Here is a 14,890-nt window from a genome sequence, read left to right on the forward strand (position 1 = left end):
CGCCGGGCACAAGACCACGGCGCTACGTCGGTTGGCTTGCCCTCTTCAGTGGGAGAGGTCTGATGCCCAGAGAGACCTACCCATATCAATTTGATCACTATTCATAATTTGTCCTAGATGGCGGTTACCGTAATGGTGTGATAGCCAGATGACCCATCCGGAATGGGCTGAGCGATTGAGGGATCTTGCACATTCCCCTGGAGGTCGACGGCGTGAACAACTATCTGTTGATGTCCGGCTTTTGGCTGCCATGGAAGCTCCCAGAGTACCCAGGTCAGCGCTGAAAGTGGACGCTTCAAGGTTGCTATTTGCCAGTTTTTTCCACCGTCGACGCTGACCTCTACCTGGCTGATGCCTAGATTGCCAGAGAAGGCGACGCCAGCTATATAGGTGGGCTTATCCGCGCTGACCTGCGTGCCGTCTATGGGAGTGTCGATGCGCGAGGTCATTTTGATGGGTGCGGGATCGCTCCAGCCGTTCTGCTGCCAGTAGCCCTGGAAATCTGTGTTGACAACTTGAATGTGGGTGATCCATTTGACGTGCTTCATGCCATATATTCCTGGCACCAGAAGACGCGCTGGATAACCGTGCTCCGAGGGAAGCATCACATCGTTCATCTTCAAGGCCATCAGCGTTGTATCTTCGAGCGCTTTAGAGAGGTGGATGCTGTCACTATAGTTGTCTGACGCGTACAGGACGACTTTGGTTGATCCCGGTGTAATCGTTCCTGCGCGTTGCAGGAGTTCTTTCAGGCGTATCCCTTCCCATTTGGCGCTGCTCATATATTCGCCACCCACTTCGTTGCTGATACACATCATGCTTTCATATTGGGTCTGGGTGGGAAAGGTGGCGAGATCTTTATACGTAATCGTGTAGGGCTTTGTGACGAGCCCATCGACAGTCAGTTTCCAGGTTGTGCCGTCGACTTTGGGGTCTGAGAGGAAGTTCTTTGAGACTTTGTAATAGATGCTGTTTGGTGTGACTTCCTTTGAAAGACCTTGTATTTCTGGGAAGGTGCCGTAGTTGGGAGTTGGCGGCGGTGTGATCTTCTTCTGATACTGTTGGAGCAGGCTGGATTGTAGCGCTGGATCGGCTGTCGATGAGCCTCCCGTTCCCACAATGAAGCGCCAGGCGGCGATGCCGAGCGTTCCCAGGCCAATCACGATCAGGCCACTACGAATGAATGAACGCCGCTCGTTCTGCTTTGTCTCCAGGATTGCTGCCGTCTGCGTTCCGTTTGTGGTGATGCGCTTCAATGCTCGCCAGGCCAGCCAGTTGTGCAGCAAAATAAAGATCAGCCCATATGCGAGGCCTGTCACCGCTAGATTAATCATCGTAGTGAGTGCGCCTGTGACAAGTGTGGCACCAAAAATGCCGGAACCTGTAAGTGGAAGAAAGATAAATCCGCTGAAGAGCCAGAGTACAAATGCGAGTCCGACGCCGACGCGATAGGGAAGATCTCCCTGTTCATCGCGCAGATGGCTATAGCCGAAGTGAAGACGATCGATCAGCAGATTGCAGAGTCCGCCGAAGAGGGCGAAAATCAGACATTGTCCGATCAGGATGATGTAGAAAAGGTATTCTTTGGCATCGCCCCCTAAATGTTCGTGCAGGTAGTTGAAGATCGGCAATGGTAACGCCTGGGCGATGTCTGATCCTAATGCTTCGGGGAGTGAGATGCCTCCGGTAATCAGGCTGAGGAGTAACATGATGCCCGAGGCCAGTATACCTGCAAGCAGGCCGGCAATAAAGCCGCGTGTGAACCGCTCTCTGCGGGTCGTTGATGGAAATCCCATTGAAGAGCCTCTTTATATTGATAATCAGGTAAGTATCTTACATTTTTCTTCTTCCTATGAAGTACCTACTGAAGCTTACCTACATACGATATAACTTGTCAGCGGAAGACGTCAAAAATGTTCCATTGGATGGCCTATCGACATGAAAGGAGATCGACTGGCAAGTTATATCTATGATAGTTAGCACGTTCAAGCTAGGTAATTTTTACCACTCAGTAAATATCGAGAGGATTAAACGTTGACGGTTGTGTTCCCCTCGCTATTACTGGTCGGTAAAAAGCCTTCGCCGGGTTTGTAGTCCGGCGATTGATGGCGGAAGTAGGTGTTATAGAGCTCGGCATAATGACCTCCTCGCGCTACAAGTTCATCATGTGTGCCCTCTTCGACGATGCGTCCCTGTCCCAGCACAACGATGCGGTCAGCGTGCTTGATCGTTGAGAGTCGATGCGCTATCACGATGGAGGTACGCGTCTGCAAGATTACATCCAGACCCTCCTGGATCTGGGCCTCAGTCAGAGGATCGATGCTGGCCGTGGCTTCGTCCATGATGATGATTGCCGGGTCCTGGAGCAGTACACGGGCCAGGGCGACGAGCTGACGTTGTCCCATCGAGAGTGCCTTGCCTGACTCTCCCACCAGTGTCTCCAGGCCAGCGGGCAGAGCATCGATCCAATCGCCGTTACCGATACGCTGAGCCACCAGCGCAACCTCATCGTTGGTCGCCTCGGGTCGAGCATAGCGAATGTTGTCGGCGATGGTTCCCGAAAATAAAAATGGAGCTTGCGGGACGATGCCGAGTTGTGTGTGATAGTCATGCAGATCAAAGGTACGAATATCCTGGTCATCGATCAGAATCTGACCGCCCTGGAATTCGTAGAAGCGCGAGATAAGTTTTCCGATGCTGGATTTTCCGGCTCCCGTATGTCCGACGAAGGCAATATTTTCTCCCGCTTTGATCGTGAGGTTGAAATCCTTGAGGACCATCTGGCGCTGGTCATAGCTAAAGAAGACATCCTTAAAAGTGATCTTGCCTTTCAAGCGCTCGACAGCGTTCTCCTCGGTCTGATGGACGCGTGGCTCAGCATCCAGCAGCGCAAAGACGCGCTCGCTGGCAGCCAATCCCAGTTGAAACTGACTCCAGAATGAGGCGATACTGGTCAATGGCTGCCAGAGCAAGCCCAGGCTCTGGATGAAGAGATACCATTCACCCGCTGAGATCGCATTATCGACCACTCTGAGCCCACCAAAGTAGATCACCAGCACGGTTCCGATGTTGGCCAGGAAGATCAGTACTGGAAAGATGCCGTTATACAAAAATCCGGATCGCAAGTTGACGTAATATGATTGCGCATTGACCTTTTTGAACTCATCATACATCGCCTGTTCCTGGCGAAAGTTTTTGGCAATCGTGATCCCGCTGACGATCTCCTGCACGTTTGCATTGACACGCGCCAGTGAGCGTTGCGATTTTTGTGTGTAACGTCTGGCAACAATGCGAAAGCCGATTGCGACTGCGATGATCGCTGGCATAATGGCCAGCGTAAGCAGTGCTAATTGTGCGTTGCGAAAGAACAGCACGACGACGATCAGGATGTAGAGCAGTACCTGACTCAGCAGGTTGAGTGTCAGTGTTACGACAGTGGCGAAGCTCTCGGTATCGGAGGTGACGCGGCTGACAATCTTGCCCGACGAGAACTCGTCAAAGAAAGACATATCGCGTGACATGACGGCGTTAAAAGCATCGGAGCGCAGCTTGAGCACGACATCGCCGACCGCACGAGCGGTATAGCTTTGTCGGAACATATTGCTGACCCACGAGAGCACGCCCGAAACCAGGATGAAGGCTACAAGCCAGAGGACTGTTTGCAAGCTATGTGCACCATTCAAAGTGTCGAGGCTGTTGGAGATCAAGATCGGAAATATGGTATCCAGACCGGCATTGAGCACCACGAGAATGGTGATAGTAATCATCAATGGCACTTTGGGTTTGAAGTATTGCACGATACGTTTGATCAATTGACCATCGGTATACGTTCGATCGTATGCCTCGGCATCAAGCCCATCCATAATAAAGCCCACGGCCTAAAACTCCTTCTGCGCGAGCGCATGCGCTACGCCGACTGCCGGTGCTGGAATGGCAGCATCGTAATGTGAGAAGATGCGACGATATGTATCGCAGCGTCCCAATAATTCTTCGTGTGTGCCCTGATCGATCACTTCGCCCTTTTGCAGGACCAGAATGCTATCAGCCCAGCGGATCTGTGAGAGGCGATGTGTGATCAATAGCGTGGTTCTTCCTTGTAGCAGACGACGGATCGCCTTCTGGATCTCATCTTCGGTGGCGCTGTCGATCGCGCTCGTTGAGTCATCCAGGATCAGAATGCGCGGATTGGTGAGCAGCGCACGGGCGATCGCCAGACGTTGTCTCTGTCCACCTGAGAGCGTGACGCCGCGCTCGCCAATCTCGGTGTCATAGCCTTGTGGGAAGCTCTGGATAAATTCGTGAGCCTGTGCATCTTTTGCCGCCGTCTCGATTGTATCCCGGTCCGCCTTTATGCCCTGGCCGTAGCCAATGTTCTCCGCAATTGTGCGCGAGAACAGAAAAACATCCTGCTCAATCGTCGAGATCTGAGAGCGTAGAGCATCCAGGTCCCAACTGCGCACATCGATCCCATCAATGAGCACTTGGCCCGCATCGACATCATAGATGCGATTGACCAACTTGGTCAGCGTACTTTTACCCGTTCCGGTCTGTCCGACAATAGCCACTGTCTGGCCCTCTTTGGCCCGGAATGAGATGTCTTTCAGGACAGGTGTGGCTCCGTAACTGAAGGTGACATGATCAAAGATGATCTCTCCATGCATCTCAGCGTGATGCCCTCCGGCATTTTCATCCAACTCGGTCTCCTCTTTGACCAGCGCAACGATACGACGTGCTCCGGCAATACCGATCTGTGTCAGGCCGAAACTCCAGGGCGAGACGCTCGTCACATAACGGAAGTTGAGCATCAGGCCGATGAAGGCGATCAGCGCCCCGATCGTGATTTGCTGCTGCGAGAGGAGATAGAGTCCATGCAGAAAGCCGAGCGCGAGTGCGATGCTCAGTAGCAGATTGGGTATATAGCGACCCTGAATCGTGCCGTTCTGCACATAAAAATCACGATAGCGACTCGCTCGCGTCATGAACTTGCCAATCTCTTGCTTTTCTTGCGCTGTGGCCTTGACCACTTCTATCCCTGTTACCGACTCGTTCAGGACAGCGTTCGTCTGGCCAAATTCATCGCGCATCTTTGCCGAGACAGGATTGAGCTGACGTGTGAAGTAGCGAATCGAGATCAAGAAGATAATGCAGTAGATGAACGGTACCAGTAACAATTGCACGTTGACAAAGCCAATAAAAATCAGGCTAATGATCAGGCTAGCGAAAGAATCTGTCAGCGTATCAAGGCCGGGACAGATCATAAAGCCAATCTGACTCATGTCGTTTGAGGCGCGAGCCATGATATCACCGACGCGCTGCCGATTATGAAAAGTCTGACTTTTACCCAGCAGGCTGGTATAGAGCTCCTCACGTGCATCACGCGTGGTGCGATTACTCAGTATCTCGGACAGCAGGCGTGCTCCGATATCGCAAAATCCCTGGAGGACAATGATCCCCAGAATGGAGAGTGCGATCAAGAGTAATTGTGCCTGCGCTGTATTCCTGGCGAGCACAGCATTAAATGCCTCTCCTGATAGGAGAGAGACGACCGACACAAAAATATTATTTCCGATGCATGCGATGAGATAGAAGAGTAAGTGGAATTTATAGCGTAAGATGTGTGATGCAATCCAACGTATCGGGCCTGACAAGTTATAGCGATACTCATCTGCGACTGTGAACTCGCGTTTGGCTAACAATGGATACCTCCCGGAGGCGTGTTGGTAAGACGCATTACGAAAAGATGATGGTTGAAGCATGAAATATCTCTGCGTGCACTATTTATGGCAAAATAGCACAGTCTTTTCTTGCTATTCTTTCTGAACAGTTCCTAAACGGTTACTTTCAGTCTTGAAGGATAGAACTGGTGTTCCGATGCTAGAAGATGAGTGTTGACATAATTTGGCTTGTTTCTCTGCCCATTGTCGAATAATTGTCGATGAGGCAAGTTGATATAGGGGATTGGTTATCTATCCCAGGACGCATTGATGAAAATCTTTTACATACATTCTGATTTGTCTACTCAGCATACCATATGTCCACGTTCTTTTGTAAGAGGGTACCGTGTCAAGCGAAGCGACGACACGGTAGCGTTGGACGCTTGCGTACGATGTCCCAGTAACTCGTACGAGACAGCCCGATCTTGGCGCGCAACACAGGTTGGCCTGATCGTACGTCTTCGCTTCGCTCGACCTTTTTCGGGGGCGAGATTTGACGTGTCGGGGGAGAGGGGTTATAATGGCACGATAACAACTATCATTTTGTAAGAAGGCCGTTAATCAGCCCTCTCTGTGTCCCCCCTCGTTTTCAGGACTGTTTTTTCAAGGACTGTTTTTAAGGAATATGAACCAATGCCAAAAATGTATGGATGGGTGCGTGAGGTAGTGCCCGAGAGTCCTGCTGACCATGCGGGATTACAATCAGGGGATCTCATTCGCTCTATCAATGGAAATATGATCCGAGATCTGGTCGATTACCGCTTCTACGTCGCCGACGAGGAGCTGGTGCTTGGCGTGGATCGTCAGCAGGATCAACTTGAGATGCGCATCAAAAAAGGCATTGATGAGAACCTCGGTGTCCTCTTTGGTGAGGAACCAACCCCCTATATCCGCCAGTGCGCCAACAAATGTGTCTTCTGCTTCATTAAAGGATTGCCTGAGCGCTTCGCTCCTACCGGCGGGATGGATCATGGTATGCGTTCGTCTCTCTACATTAAAGACGATGACTACCGTTACTCGTTCCTTTTCGGCAATTTCATTACGCTGACGAATCTGAAAGAGATGGATTGGCAGCGCCTGGATGAGCAAAAACTGACCCCTCTCTATGTTTCGGTCCACGTGACCGATCCCGATATGCGCCGCAAGATGGTTGATGGTCCGCGTGCGGGCGATATCCTGGGACATATTGAGCGTCTGGGTTCGATGAATATCAATTGTCACACACAGATGGTTTTGTGTCCGGACTTCAACGATGGAGAGTATCTGGATCGCAGTATTCGTGATCTGCTGGCGTTACGTCCGATCGTAGAATCGATCTCGGCTGTGCCCGTTGGTCTGACAAAATATAACAACATGTTGCAGTTTGACAACTTGCCGCCTCTGCGTCGCTACACGCGCGAAGAGGCTGATGTGATTGTCGAGCAAGTTGAAGTCTATCAGCGCGAACTGGCCGCCAGCGATCCTGATGGGAATCCCTTTGTGTACCTGTCGGATGAATGGTACTTCATCACGGGACGCGAGTTCCCACCTGCTCGCCACTACGGTCTCTATGCACAGATCGAGAATGGCGTCGGCATGACTCGCTTCTTGATCGATCAGTGGGCACGTACAAAGCGCCGCCTGCCGCTTCAGATACCTCAGCCGAGCAATGTCACTATCGTCACGAGTACGATGGCCGAACCAGTGATTGAGAAATTTGTTGAGGATTTGAGCAAGATCGACAATCTCAATGTCGAGTTGCTGCCCGTGGTGAATAAGTTTTTCGGCGATGGTATTACTGTTGCTGGACTGCTTTGCGGGCAGGACGTTCTCGATGCTCTGTTTGAGAGTAGCCAGCGGGCCGATCTGATCCTGCTGCCACGCGTGATGCTCGATAATGATGGGGTACGCTTCCTCGATGATATGACGGTCGAGGATTTCAAAGAAAAGTTGGCACCGGCTCGTGTCGAGTTCGTACGCAACGCTCCTGAGACGATCGATGCTATCCGTGCCCTGGCTGGCATTGTAAAAGGTGGCGAACGCAAACTGGTACGTGTTCAGTCTCGCTTGTAGTCCATCGGACATGCTAAAACTTTTTCTCTCGCAAGTGGACCTGCCAGGGCAGGTCCACTTTTTATTATCTCGAAATCAGCTATCTTTCACCACGAAAGAGTTTCTGATAGCGATTAGCGAGGCAATTGGCTCTCTGGCTTTAAGCGGCGTACGATCTGCCAGGCAACTGGCATCAGGATAGCCGCAACGATCACTTTGATCAGATCACCAGGGATAAATGGTAGCATACCCGCGCTAAATGCCTGCCACAGATTGAGATGAGCAACAACTGCCAACCAGGAGACACCAATCGCATAAATGATGCAAGTACCGGGTAGCATCACGAGTAGAGACGTAACAAAGCGCCGATCCAAATTACGCTCACAAAGATATCCCACTACAAATGCCGCAAATGGATACGACCATAGATAACCGGCCGATGGCGCAAATATAAGATAAAGGATTCCGCCTCCACCTGCAAACACTGGTAGACCGGTCGCGCCCTCGGCGAGATAAAGCAGCATCGCGAGCGCTCCACGACGGCTTCCCAGCGTGGCACCAGTTAACATCACAACCAGCGTTTGCAACGTGATTGGCACGGGGGTAAATGGAAGATAAAGACTTGCTCGTGCTGCAAGAATCATCAAGAGACTTGCTCCAACGACTAATATTCCATCTTTTAAGAGAGACGTACTGGACGTCGTTGGCTTAGATCCAATATGATCAGCCAGCGTCGTCCCGGGGGCAATAGCCATAAAAGACTCCTTCCTGAAGTACCTGATACTCATAGGTCTAGGAGTATTATACACTCAAATCCATCGACATTTGGGGCGACTGATGGCTATTGAACTGCGATGAAGCAGATTGGAATCTTTTGAAACGAGTAATCCAGTGCTCAAGCGATTAAATCTGCCTGATCATAGCGTGTATCATTGACACGTCGCGAGACCGGACGAGCTTGCATTTGATCGGCAGGATATGCGGTCAGCAGATGCGCCAGAGCTTGATTATCCTGCTGAGCAGTATCGAGCCACTCCGCCCGAGCATCTGGTGCCAGAATAACCGGCATCCTGGTATGGATCGATGCCATCAGTTCGTTTGGCTCCGTAGTAATAATCGTGCAGGTACGGAGCTGTGTGCCGTCTGGACGTTTCCAGCTATCCCACAGGCCAGCAAAAGCAAAAGGCTCATCGTTCTTAAGATTGATATACATCGGCGTCTTCAACTTTGAACCGGTCTCCTGCATCCACTCATAGAAGCCATCGGCGACGATCAGACAACGCCGGCCATGCAGCAAATGCTTAAAGCTTGGCTTCTCAGCCAACGTCTCCGCACGAGCATTAATCATCCGACTCCCGATACTCTCCTCCTTCGCCCACGACGGAATAAGTCCCCAGCGCACCGTCGCAAGTTGATCAGGATGATCGCTTGTGATCGCCACCACATCTTGCGTCGGCGCAACATTATAACGTGCTGATGTCTGCATTGATGCCGGCACTTCTACCTGAAATGTTTTTCCGATATCCTGGATTGAATGAAAAAGTGTGAAGCGACCACACATATTGATCCTCCTTCTAACATACATGGTTACTATCCACAAATAGTATTCTTTTTTTATACGTCAGAAGTGGTCAAGTGGCGTCGCACGCTTGTGCCCGATGCTGTGAAAAGAAGAAAAAAACTTTTTGCCCACTGCGTTGGTTGGCTGGTTTGATCTCTTTGGAGGAAATTATTGGTTGTTTGGCTCACCTGATCCTATTATACCTTACAATGAGTAATACTGTGTATAAATTAAACAACTTCACGCCTAAAGTGAAACCCCTGGTATGTGCATACCAGGGGGCTCTTCTCTGGGGCCAGATTTAGATTTTTATATCCCAGATGGACTCGCCTGTCGCTGTAAGGTCAGGGTCAAAGGAGAATATATAGTTTTTCTCAGTGGTTGGCACATCATAGGTAAACGTGCCGCGTGCAGGAGCACCTGGCTCAACTTTGCCGTCTGGAGGATTAGGAACGTCGGTTCCTGAAAAAGTTTCGGTATACGAAATGCCTGTTGAGTCCCGAAGCTTGAAATAGAGCAAGCTCGATATGGCTTGTTCTGTGCTGGATGTGTTGACGACTGAAACATCCAGCAGTAAGAATTGTCCTTTTGTTGGTTTAATATAGTCTGATCCGCTGCTGGTCTTAACACTGTTGACTGTCACTTGCCAGGTGCCAACTTTCACAACATCTCCGACTTTAAAATGAGTGGACGTGGCGGGTGCTTGTGTAGGCTGCGAATTGTTCTTGGTCGGATTAGCCGCCGTCTTAGTGATGATGGTACCTGTATTTGTCGTTTTCGATGCACTGTTGGTGATCATTGTCATGATGCCGCAAAGAGCTATCAATATGACAAGCACGAGACAACCAATACCGAGGTTGCGCTTGGTGTGTTTGACCTTTGGTGGAGGTGCAAATCCCTGTGGCGGGTAGGGCTGTTGATAGGGTTGAGCTGGATTGTATGGCGGTGGATATGCATGATTTGGGGTATAAGGTGATTGATTGGGTTGAATCGGTTGATCAGGCTGATTTGGATTTTGTTGATTTGGATCGTTATACATTATTTTTCTCATTTCATGATATAAATACATACATTTGCATTTATATCAACGTGTGATTGAGGAAAAATTAGCCACAGCTTTACAAGAGGCGTGAATTTCAAAGAGGATCATTTCGCTTACGTGGTTATGGCACAATAATTCTGAGGGGTAAAAAGTAGTGGGTGTTGCGTTAATCAAGTGGAAGAGAGAAGAGAGAAGAGAGAGCCGAAGGACAGGATTGAACTGTCGACCGACGGTTTACAAAACCGTTGCTCTACCACTGAGCTACTTCGGCTAATTCGTAGTCGTGGATGACTACAAAAAGCAGTATACACGCTCTTCCACAGCTTGTCAAGCGTTTTTGATGGCATTTTTTTGATAAAGTTTTTTAGCGCCAATATATGAAGCGCAAGCCTTTTACTCAGTAAAAATTAATCCAATTTGGCCTTTTTGGCGAAACCAGGCTTGCTGCTGACCCGTATCTACTTGTAGTCGAGTACAATTATGTGTGTGTTGTTTTTATTGAGGGGGAGAGGATGATGCAGCAATTGAACAATCAAACCTTTATGGGTCACTATACATTAGATAATACGATACTGGTGGTTGAGGATGATGATAGCATTGGCTCCGTATTGGTTGATGCTCTTTCCATGGAAACTTCTTATGATGCTTTGTGGGTCAGCGATGGCTTTCAAGCCTTGAATGTGATGCGTTCTATGAAACCACTCCTGGTGATCACTGATTACCGGCTGCCTCATATGGATGGTCTGGAATTGTATGATCATATTCATGCCAAAGCTGAGACAGCCGATGTTCCTGCGATCATTATGAGTGCTTATATGCCCGATGATGAGGTGCGTAAGCGTGATCTCTATAGCTTACATAAGCCTTTTGAGCTAGATGATCTTCTCAATCTGATTCATAGGCTGCTGGAAGATCATAAAAAAGCTTGTTCTTAATGACGCCCGCTTAAGGGCGTCTTTTTTCTTTATCGTGTGCATCTCCACTAACGTGCTTCTCGTATGTGCTGTACTGCTTTAATCCGCGACCCTGTGCTCCAGATAAATCTCATCCAATTTTCGTAAAGTTTTCAAGAGACGTTGTGTTACCAGTGGTGTGATATTGTCCCAGGTTAATAAGAAGTAGAGGCTGCGTAACATGTTTTTTGCGTTAGTGATACGTGTCCAGGAGACGACATCTGGCTCGCGTTCAACACTGCACATATCGATCCATTTTTCAATAAATTCGTCGCTGGCCTGATGTCCTAAGAGGATGTGATATGGAATAGTGGCCAGGCGCATATCTTCTTCATTGTATAGGGGTTCTGGCAGAGGTGCTAATTCGCTGACCGCTATGAGGATCTCTTGCCGATCTTTACTGCTCATGCTAGGATGTTGCGCACATTCGTCCAATGCTTCGGCGAGATGGGCCATGGCTTGCGCCCAGCCTTTTCCTTCGACGTAACCACGCCAATCTTTTTCTGCGGCTGCGTAGTGTAGAAGCTTCTCTTTGGTCATCTGGATGCTCGATCCCGCAAATTGGGGAGTGCGTGCATCGCTGAAAAGTATTGCTGCAATGATCAGATTTGAAAAGCTACGCATAAAGACTGAATCTGTTCCGCGTTCGCCAATATGATAGAACAAGTGATTTTCATCCAGGGCTGTGGTTAATAATGTTTCTAATTGTTGCTGATCCAGCTTTTTTTTGTCGATAATGCCACTGGCCAGCGTAATATAGCTGAGCTCTTCGCGTAATTCCGCGTCCGTGGAGGCTAAATTTTCTAAAAGGGCCTGCGCGAACGCAAACGGTTCAATTTCATCAGGTATCTCATAATTATCTTTGGCGATCGCCAGTAAAAACTCTTTGTTTGCAGCTTGTTCTTTACTATTTGGCATGCGTGCTCCTTATTACTACCTTGCTACCTTGCTATCATATTACATACGATGGATGAGTAGTAGAAGGTGACAAGTTTGACTCTGCTCCTAAAAAATAACGACGATGTATGAATATCAGGCATCAAGCAGGTTGTTCTTTTTATAGATGAGAAGTGCTAATCTACTTTGCTGCGGCCGAATGCATCCATCTTTCCCCAGCGGCCGGGGATATTAAATAATTTGAGCCAGCCGAACCATTCCGGTAGATGAGGATCAATGATTAGATGGTTGCCAATGGGTTCAAGACCAAGCATGGCACGTAGTAGGAGCAAGGGAGCTCCTGAGGCCCAGGCCTGGGGACTACATGCGGTCGGATATTCCACTGGATACTCTGTCATTGAGCGATCGTAGCCCGCGAAGGCTTCCGGCAGACGATTGTTGAAGTATGTTGCCGCCTGCAAGATCCCTGAGGCGATCCGCGCCGCCTCGCGATGGTAATTATTCTGCGCTAACCCTAGCGCAATAATTGAGTTGTCATGGGGCCAGATCGTCCCGTTATGATAACCGATGGGATTATAACCCCCTTCTCCTTCCGCCATGGTGCGGATACCCCAGCCGGAGAAGAGTCGATCACTCATTAGATGTTGAACACAGGCATCTTTTTTATCATCATCGATAATACCGCTCCACAATAGATGACCGATATTCGAGGTCAATGCATCTACTTTTCGACCATCACCATCGATGGCTAGCGCAAAGTAGCCCTTTTCAGCTAGCCAGAAATCTCGATTGAAGCGCCGCTTTAAATCGATAGCCTCCTGCTCCAGACGTACGGCCATCTCAGGATCATTCCAAACCTCGCGAGCCAGGCGGGCACAACGCCTTTTCGCGTCGTAGACGTAACCTTGTATCTCACAGAGCGTACGTGGCAGACGTGAGTTGCTCCCATCCGCGAACAGGATCGAGTTCCAGGAGTCCTTCCAGCCCTGATTCTCCAGCCCTGTTTTTGTGTTCCGGCGATTGTATTCGACATAGCCGTCGTGGTTGCGATCGCCATAGATATCGATCCATTCGATTGCGGCACGAGCATTCCATTCTAGATCTTTGACCAACTTTGTATTGCCCGTCCAGCGTTCCACCTCATCGAGTAAAATCAGAAACAAAGGTGTTGCGTCAGCCGATCCGTAGTAAGGAGAATGAGGACGCTCCTCAAAAGCCGTTAATTCTCCAAAGCGTGATTCATGGATGATCTTTCCGGGTTCCTCATCGCGGAAATCATCGATGCAGTGCCCCTGGCGATTGGCCAGAGCATACAGCGTCGTTATCGCTAGCTCGGGAGTGAATGGGAGGGCTTGAAAGCTGGTAATCAAGCTGTCGCGGCCGAAGACCGACATAAACCAGGGTAATCCTGCGGCTGGCAACGCTTCGCCGGGACGCGATTTGAGAAAGAGGCGCAGTGATGCTAGATCGATCAGGCTGCGTCGATAGATGTGTTCCAGTTCCGGATGCTCGCTTGAGAGCTGTGGTGCCGCCTCAATCCACGCATCAAGTTGACGCTGCAACTTGATCTTTTCATCGCCCTTATAAGGAATCGGATGTTTCTTCGTGGTTGTATTTGCCACCATGATATCCAGTTCCGTAAATGATTTTCCATGCGGCCCAATATGGATGGGCAGACTGAGTCGATCAGGCTCAATGCTCACCTTTGACGAGCACTCAATCCATGTTTCTCGTCTAAAGCGCTCCCTTTGGTACTGGAGTACGAGCCGCCGCTCGTCGATCCGATGGAAATAGTGACCCTTTTTTTGCAAGGCGTCTTTAATCTCAAAGATATCGGCAAAGTCTGCACCAACCTCAATTTGCACATCGAGATCGACCTCCTGATCGCTGTGATTAAGGAAGCAGAGCTGTTCGTGGAAGCCCTCTCCGATCGTGCGCGTGCGTATGAGTGAGAGGCTCGCATCGATATAGACAGTTCCCGTGGTCGGGACCAGAAAAAACTGCATGGAGTGATATTGCAAATCGTCGGTTGCTAAAATGGTTGGCGTGATACCATCGATTGTCAATTTCCAGCGCGAAAGATGACGCGTATCCCAGCTAAACAATCCCTGCGTATTGACCGGATTGGCATCGATATTGCCTCGCAGATCACTGACGACAAATGTATCGCCATTGAGCATGCTGACTGTTGGATTGGGAATCGCTTGCGACTGGTTGGTGTTTTTTCGCTTGCTTGATGAAGGGAGCGTTGTTTGTTTCGGATGTGGAGTTTGCTTACTCTCTATCAGGCATGGGCAGGGGAAAAGTCGCTGTATTGGGAAAATCAAGGCCAACCTACCTGCACAATTGATTCTCCCCTGTAGATACGTGGTAAGTAGGTTACGCTTCTCGCTGATGAGCAGATCAAAATCTTTAATATCTCCACTGATGACGAGATCAGCGGCTGCGGTACTCTCTTGCACCGTAATCTTTCCATCATCCAGTGTGATATAACGGCTCTCTAATCCTGTAATATCGAAGCGACATGTTCCTTCTACACCACGTATCCACCTGTTGCTACTGAGGGTTGCGAGCTCCTGGAAAAATGTGAAGGTGCTATGCGAAGTCGTCTGAGTCAAAATGTTCTCCTTGTGCGAAAACTCTCTCATCATACCCACTTCTCACCTTGCAGTATTTGAAAAAGTATTGGCTG

At 49.5% G+C, this 14,890-nt stretch carries 10 protein-coding genes and 1 tRNA gene; 2 read left to right on the forward strand and 9 right to left on the reverse strand.

What is annotated here, in order from left to right; all coding sequences use genetic code 11:
• Positions 1–113: 113 nt before the first annotated feature.
• The 3 genes from AC27N8_RS23765 to AC27N8_RS23775 all read right to left on the reverse strand — a co-directional run bounded on the left by AC27N8_RS23765 (position 114) and on the right by AC27N8_RS23775 (position 5,756).
• A complete protein-coding gene (locus AC27N8_RS23765; RefSeq protein ID WP_487070020.1) occupies positions 114–1,796 on the reverse strand; it encodes a molybdopterin-dependent oxidoreductase in 1,683 nt (560 codons plus the stop codon).
• A gap of 231 nt (positions 1,797–2,027) precedes the next feature.
• On the reverse strand, positions 2,028–3,875 hold the full coding sequence (locus AC27N8_RS23770; protein ID WP_487070022.1) for an ABC transporter ATP-binding protein: 1,848 nt from the start codon (positions 3,873–3,875) through the stop codon (positions 2,028–2,030).
• A 3-nt stretch (positions 3,876–3,878) separates the two neighbouring features.
• Positions 3,879–5,756, reverse strand: a complete 1,878-nt coding sequence (locus AC27N8_RS23775; RefSeq protein ID WP_487070024.1) for an ABC transporter ATP-binding protein — start codon at positions 5,754–5,756, stop codon at positions 3,879–3,881.
• Between the two features lie 591 nt (positions 5,757–6,347).
• On the opposite strand from AC27N8_RS23775, the gene AC27N8_RS23780 reads away from it, so the two are divergent.
• Positions 6,348–7,766: a DUF512 domain-containing protein gene (locus AC27N8_RS23780; RefSeq protein ID WP_487070026.1), complete on the forward strand. Its 1,419-nt coding sequence runs from the start codon at positions 6,348–6,350 to the stop codon at positions 7,764–7,766.
• Between the two features lie 113 nt (positions 7,767–7,879).
• Here AC27N8_RS23780 and AC27N8_RS23785 read toward each other — a convergent pair whose 3' ends face one another.
• The 4 genes from AC27N8_RS23785 to AC27N8_RS23800 form a co-directional block, all read right to left on the reverse strand.
• Positions 7,880–8,500: a biotin transporter BioY gene (locus AC27N8_RS23785; RefSeq protein ID WP_487070028.1), complete on the reverse strand. Its 621-nt coding sequence runs from the start codon at positions 8,498–8,500 to the stop codon at positions 7,880–7,882.
• 140 nt (positions 8,501–8,640) lie between these two features.
• On the reverse strand, positions 8,641–9,306 hold the full coding sequence (locus AC27N8_RS23790; protein WP_487070030.1) for an SOS response-associated peptidase: 666 nt from the start codon (positions 9,304–9,306) through the stop codon (positions 8,641–8,643).
• Between the two features lie 301 nt (positions 9,307–9,607).
• Entirely contained in the window at positions 9,608–10,345 is a 738-nt protein-coding gene (locus AC27N8_RS23795; RefSeq protein ID WP_487070032.1) for a DUF4352 domain-containing protein, read from the reverse strand.
• A 202-nt stretch (positions 10,346–10,547) separates the two neighbouring features.
• Positions 10,548–10,619, reverse strand: a tRNA-Thr gene (locus tag AC27N8_RS23800).
• A 241-nt stretch (positions 10,620–10,860) separates the two neighbouring features.
• On the opposite strand from AC27N8_RS23800, the gene AC27N8_RS23805 reads away from it, so the two are divergent.
• On the forward strand, positions 10,861–11,283 hold the full coding sequence (locus tag AC27N8_RS23805; protein WP_487070034.1) for a response regulator: 423 nt from the start codon (positions 10,861–10,863) through the stop codon (positions 11,281–11,283).
• A gap of 78 nt (positions 11,284–11,361) precedes the next feature.
• Here AC27N8_RS23805 and AC27N8_RS23810 read toward each other — a convergent pair whose 3' ends face one another.
• Positions 11,362–12,219 carry a DUF2785 domain-containing protein gene (locus tag AC27N8_RS23810; RefSeq protein WP_487070036.1) on the reverse strand — a complete coding sequence of 286 codons (858 nt, stop codon included), beginning with the start codon at positions 12,217–12,219 and terminating at the stop codon, positions 11,362–11,364.
• A 155-nt stretch (positions 12,220–12,374) separates the two neighbouring features.
• Positions 12,375–14,816: a glycogen debranching N-terminal domain-containing protein gene (locus AC27N8_RS23815; RefSeq protein WP_487070038.1), complete on the reverse strand. Its 2,442-nt coding sequence runs from the start codon at positions 14,814–14,816 to the stop codon at positions 12,375–12,377.
• Positions 14,817–14,890: the final 74 nt, after the last annotated feature.

The sequence above is a fragment of the Dictyobacter sp. Z7_2 genome, from assembly GCF_057551105.1.

Coding starts and splice junctions, on each gene's coding strand:
- AC27N8_RS23795 (WP_487070032.1), bottom strand. CDS start 10,345: ATGTATAACGATCCAAATCAACAAAATCCAAATCAGCCTGATCAACCG.
- AC27N8_RS23785 (WP_487070028.1), bottom strand. CDS start 8,500: ATGGCTATTGCCCCCGGGACGACGCTGGCTGATCATATTGGATCTAAG.
- AC27N8_RS23810 (WP_487070036.1), bottom strand. CDS start 12,219: ATGCCAAATAGTAAAGAACAAGCTGCAAACAAAGAGTTTTTACTGGCG.
- AC27N8_RS23775 (WP_487070024.1), bottom strand. CDS start 5,756: ATGCTTCAACCATCATCTTTTCGTAATGCGTCTTACCAACACGCCTCC.
- AC27N8_RS23780 (WP_487070026.1), top strand. CDS start 6,348: ATGCCAAAAATGTATGGATGGGTGCGTGAGGTAGTGCCCGAGAGTCCT.
- AC27N8_RS23790 (WP_487070030.1), bottom strand. CDS start 9,306: ATGTGTGGTCGCTTCACACTTTTTCATTCAATCCAGGATATCGGAAAA.
- AC27N8_RS23805 (WP_487070034.1), top strand. CDS start 10,861: ATGATGCAGCAATTGAACAATCAAACCTTTATGGGTCACTATACATTA.
- AC27N8_RS23765 (WP_487070020.1), bottom strand. CDS start 1,796: ATGGGATTTCCATCAACGACCCGCAGAGAGCGGTTCACACGCGGCTTT.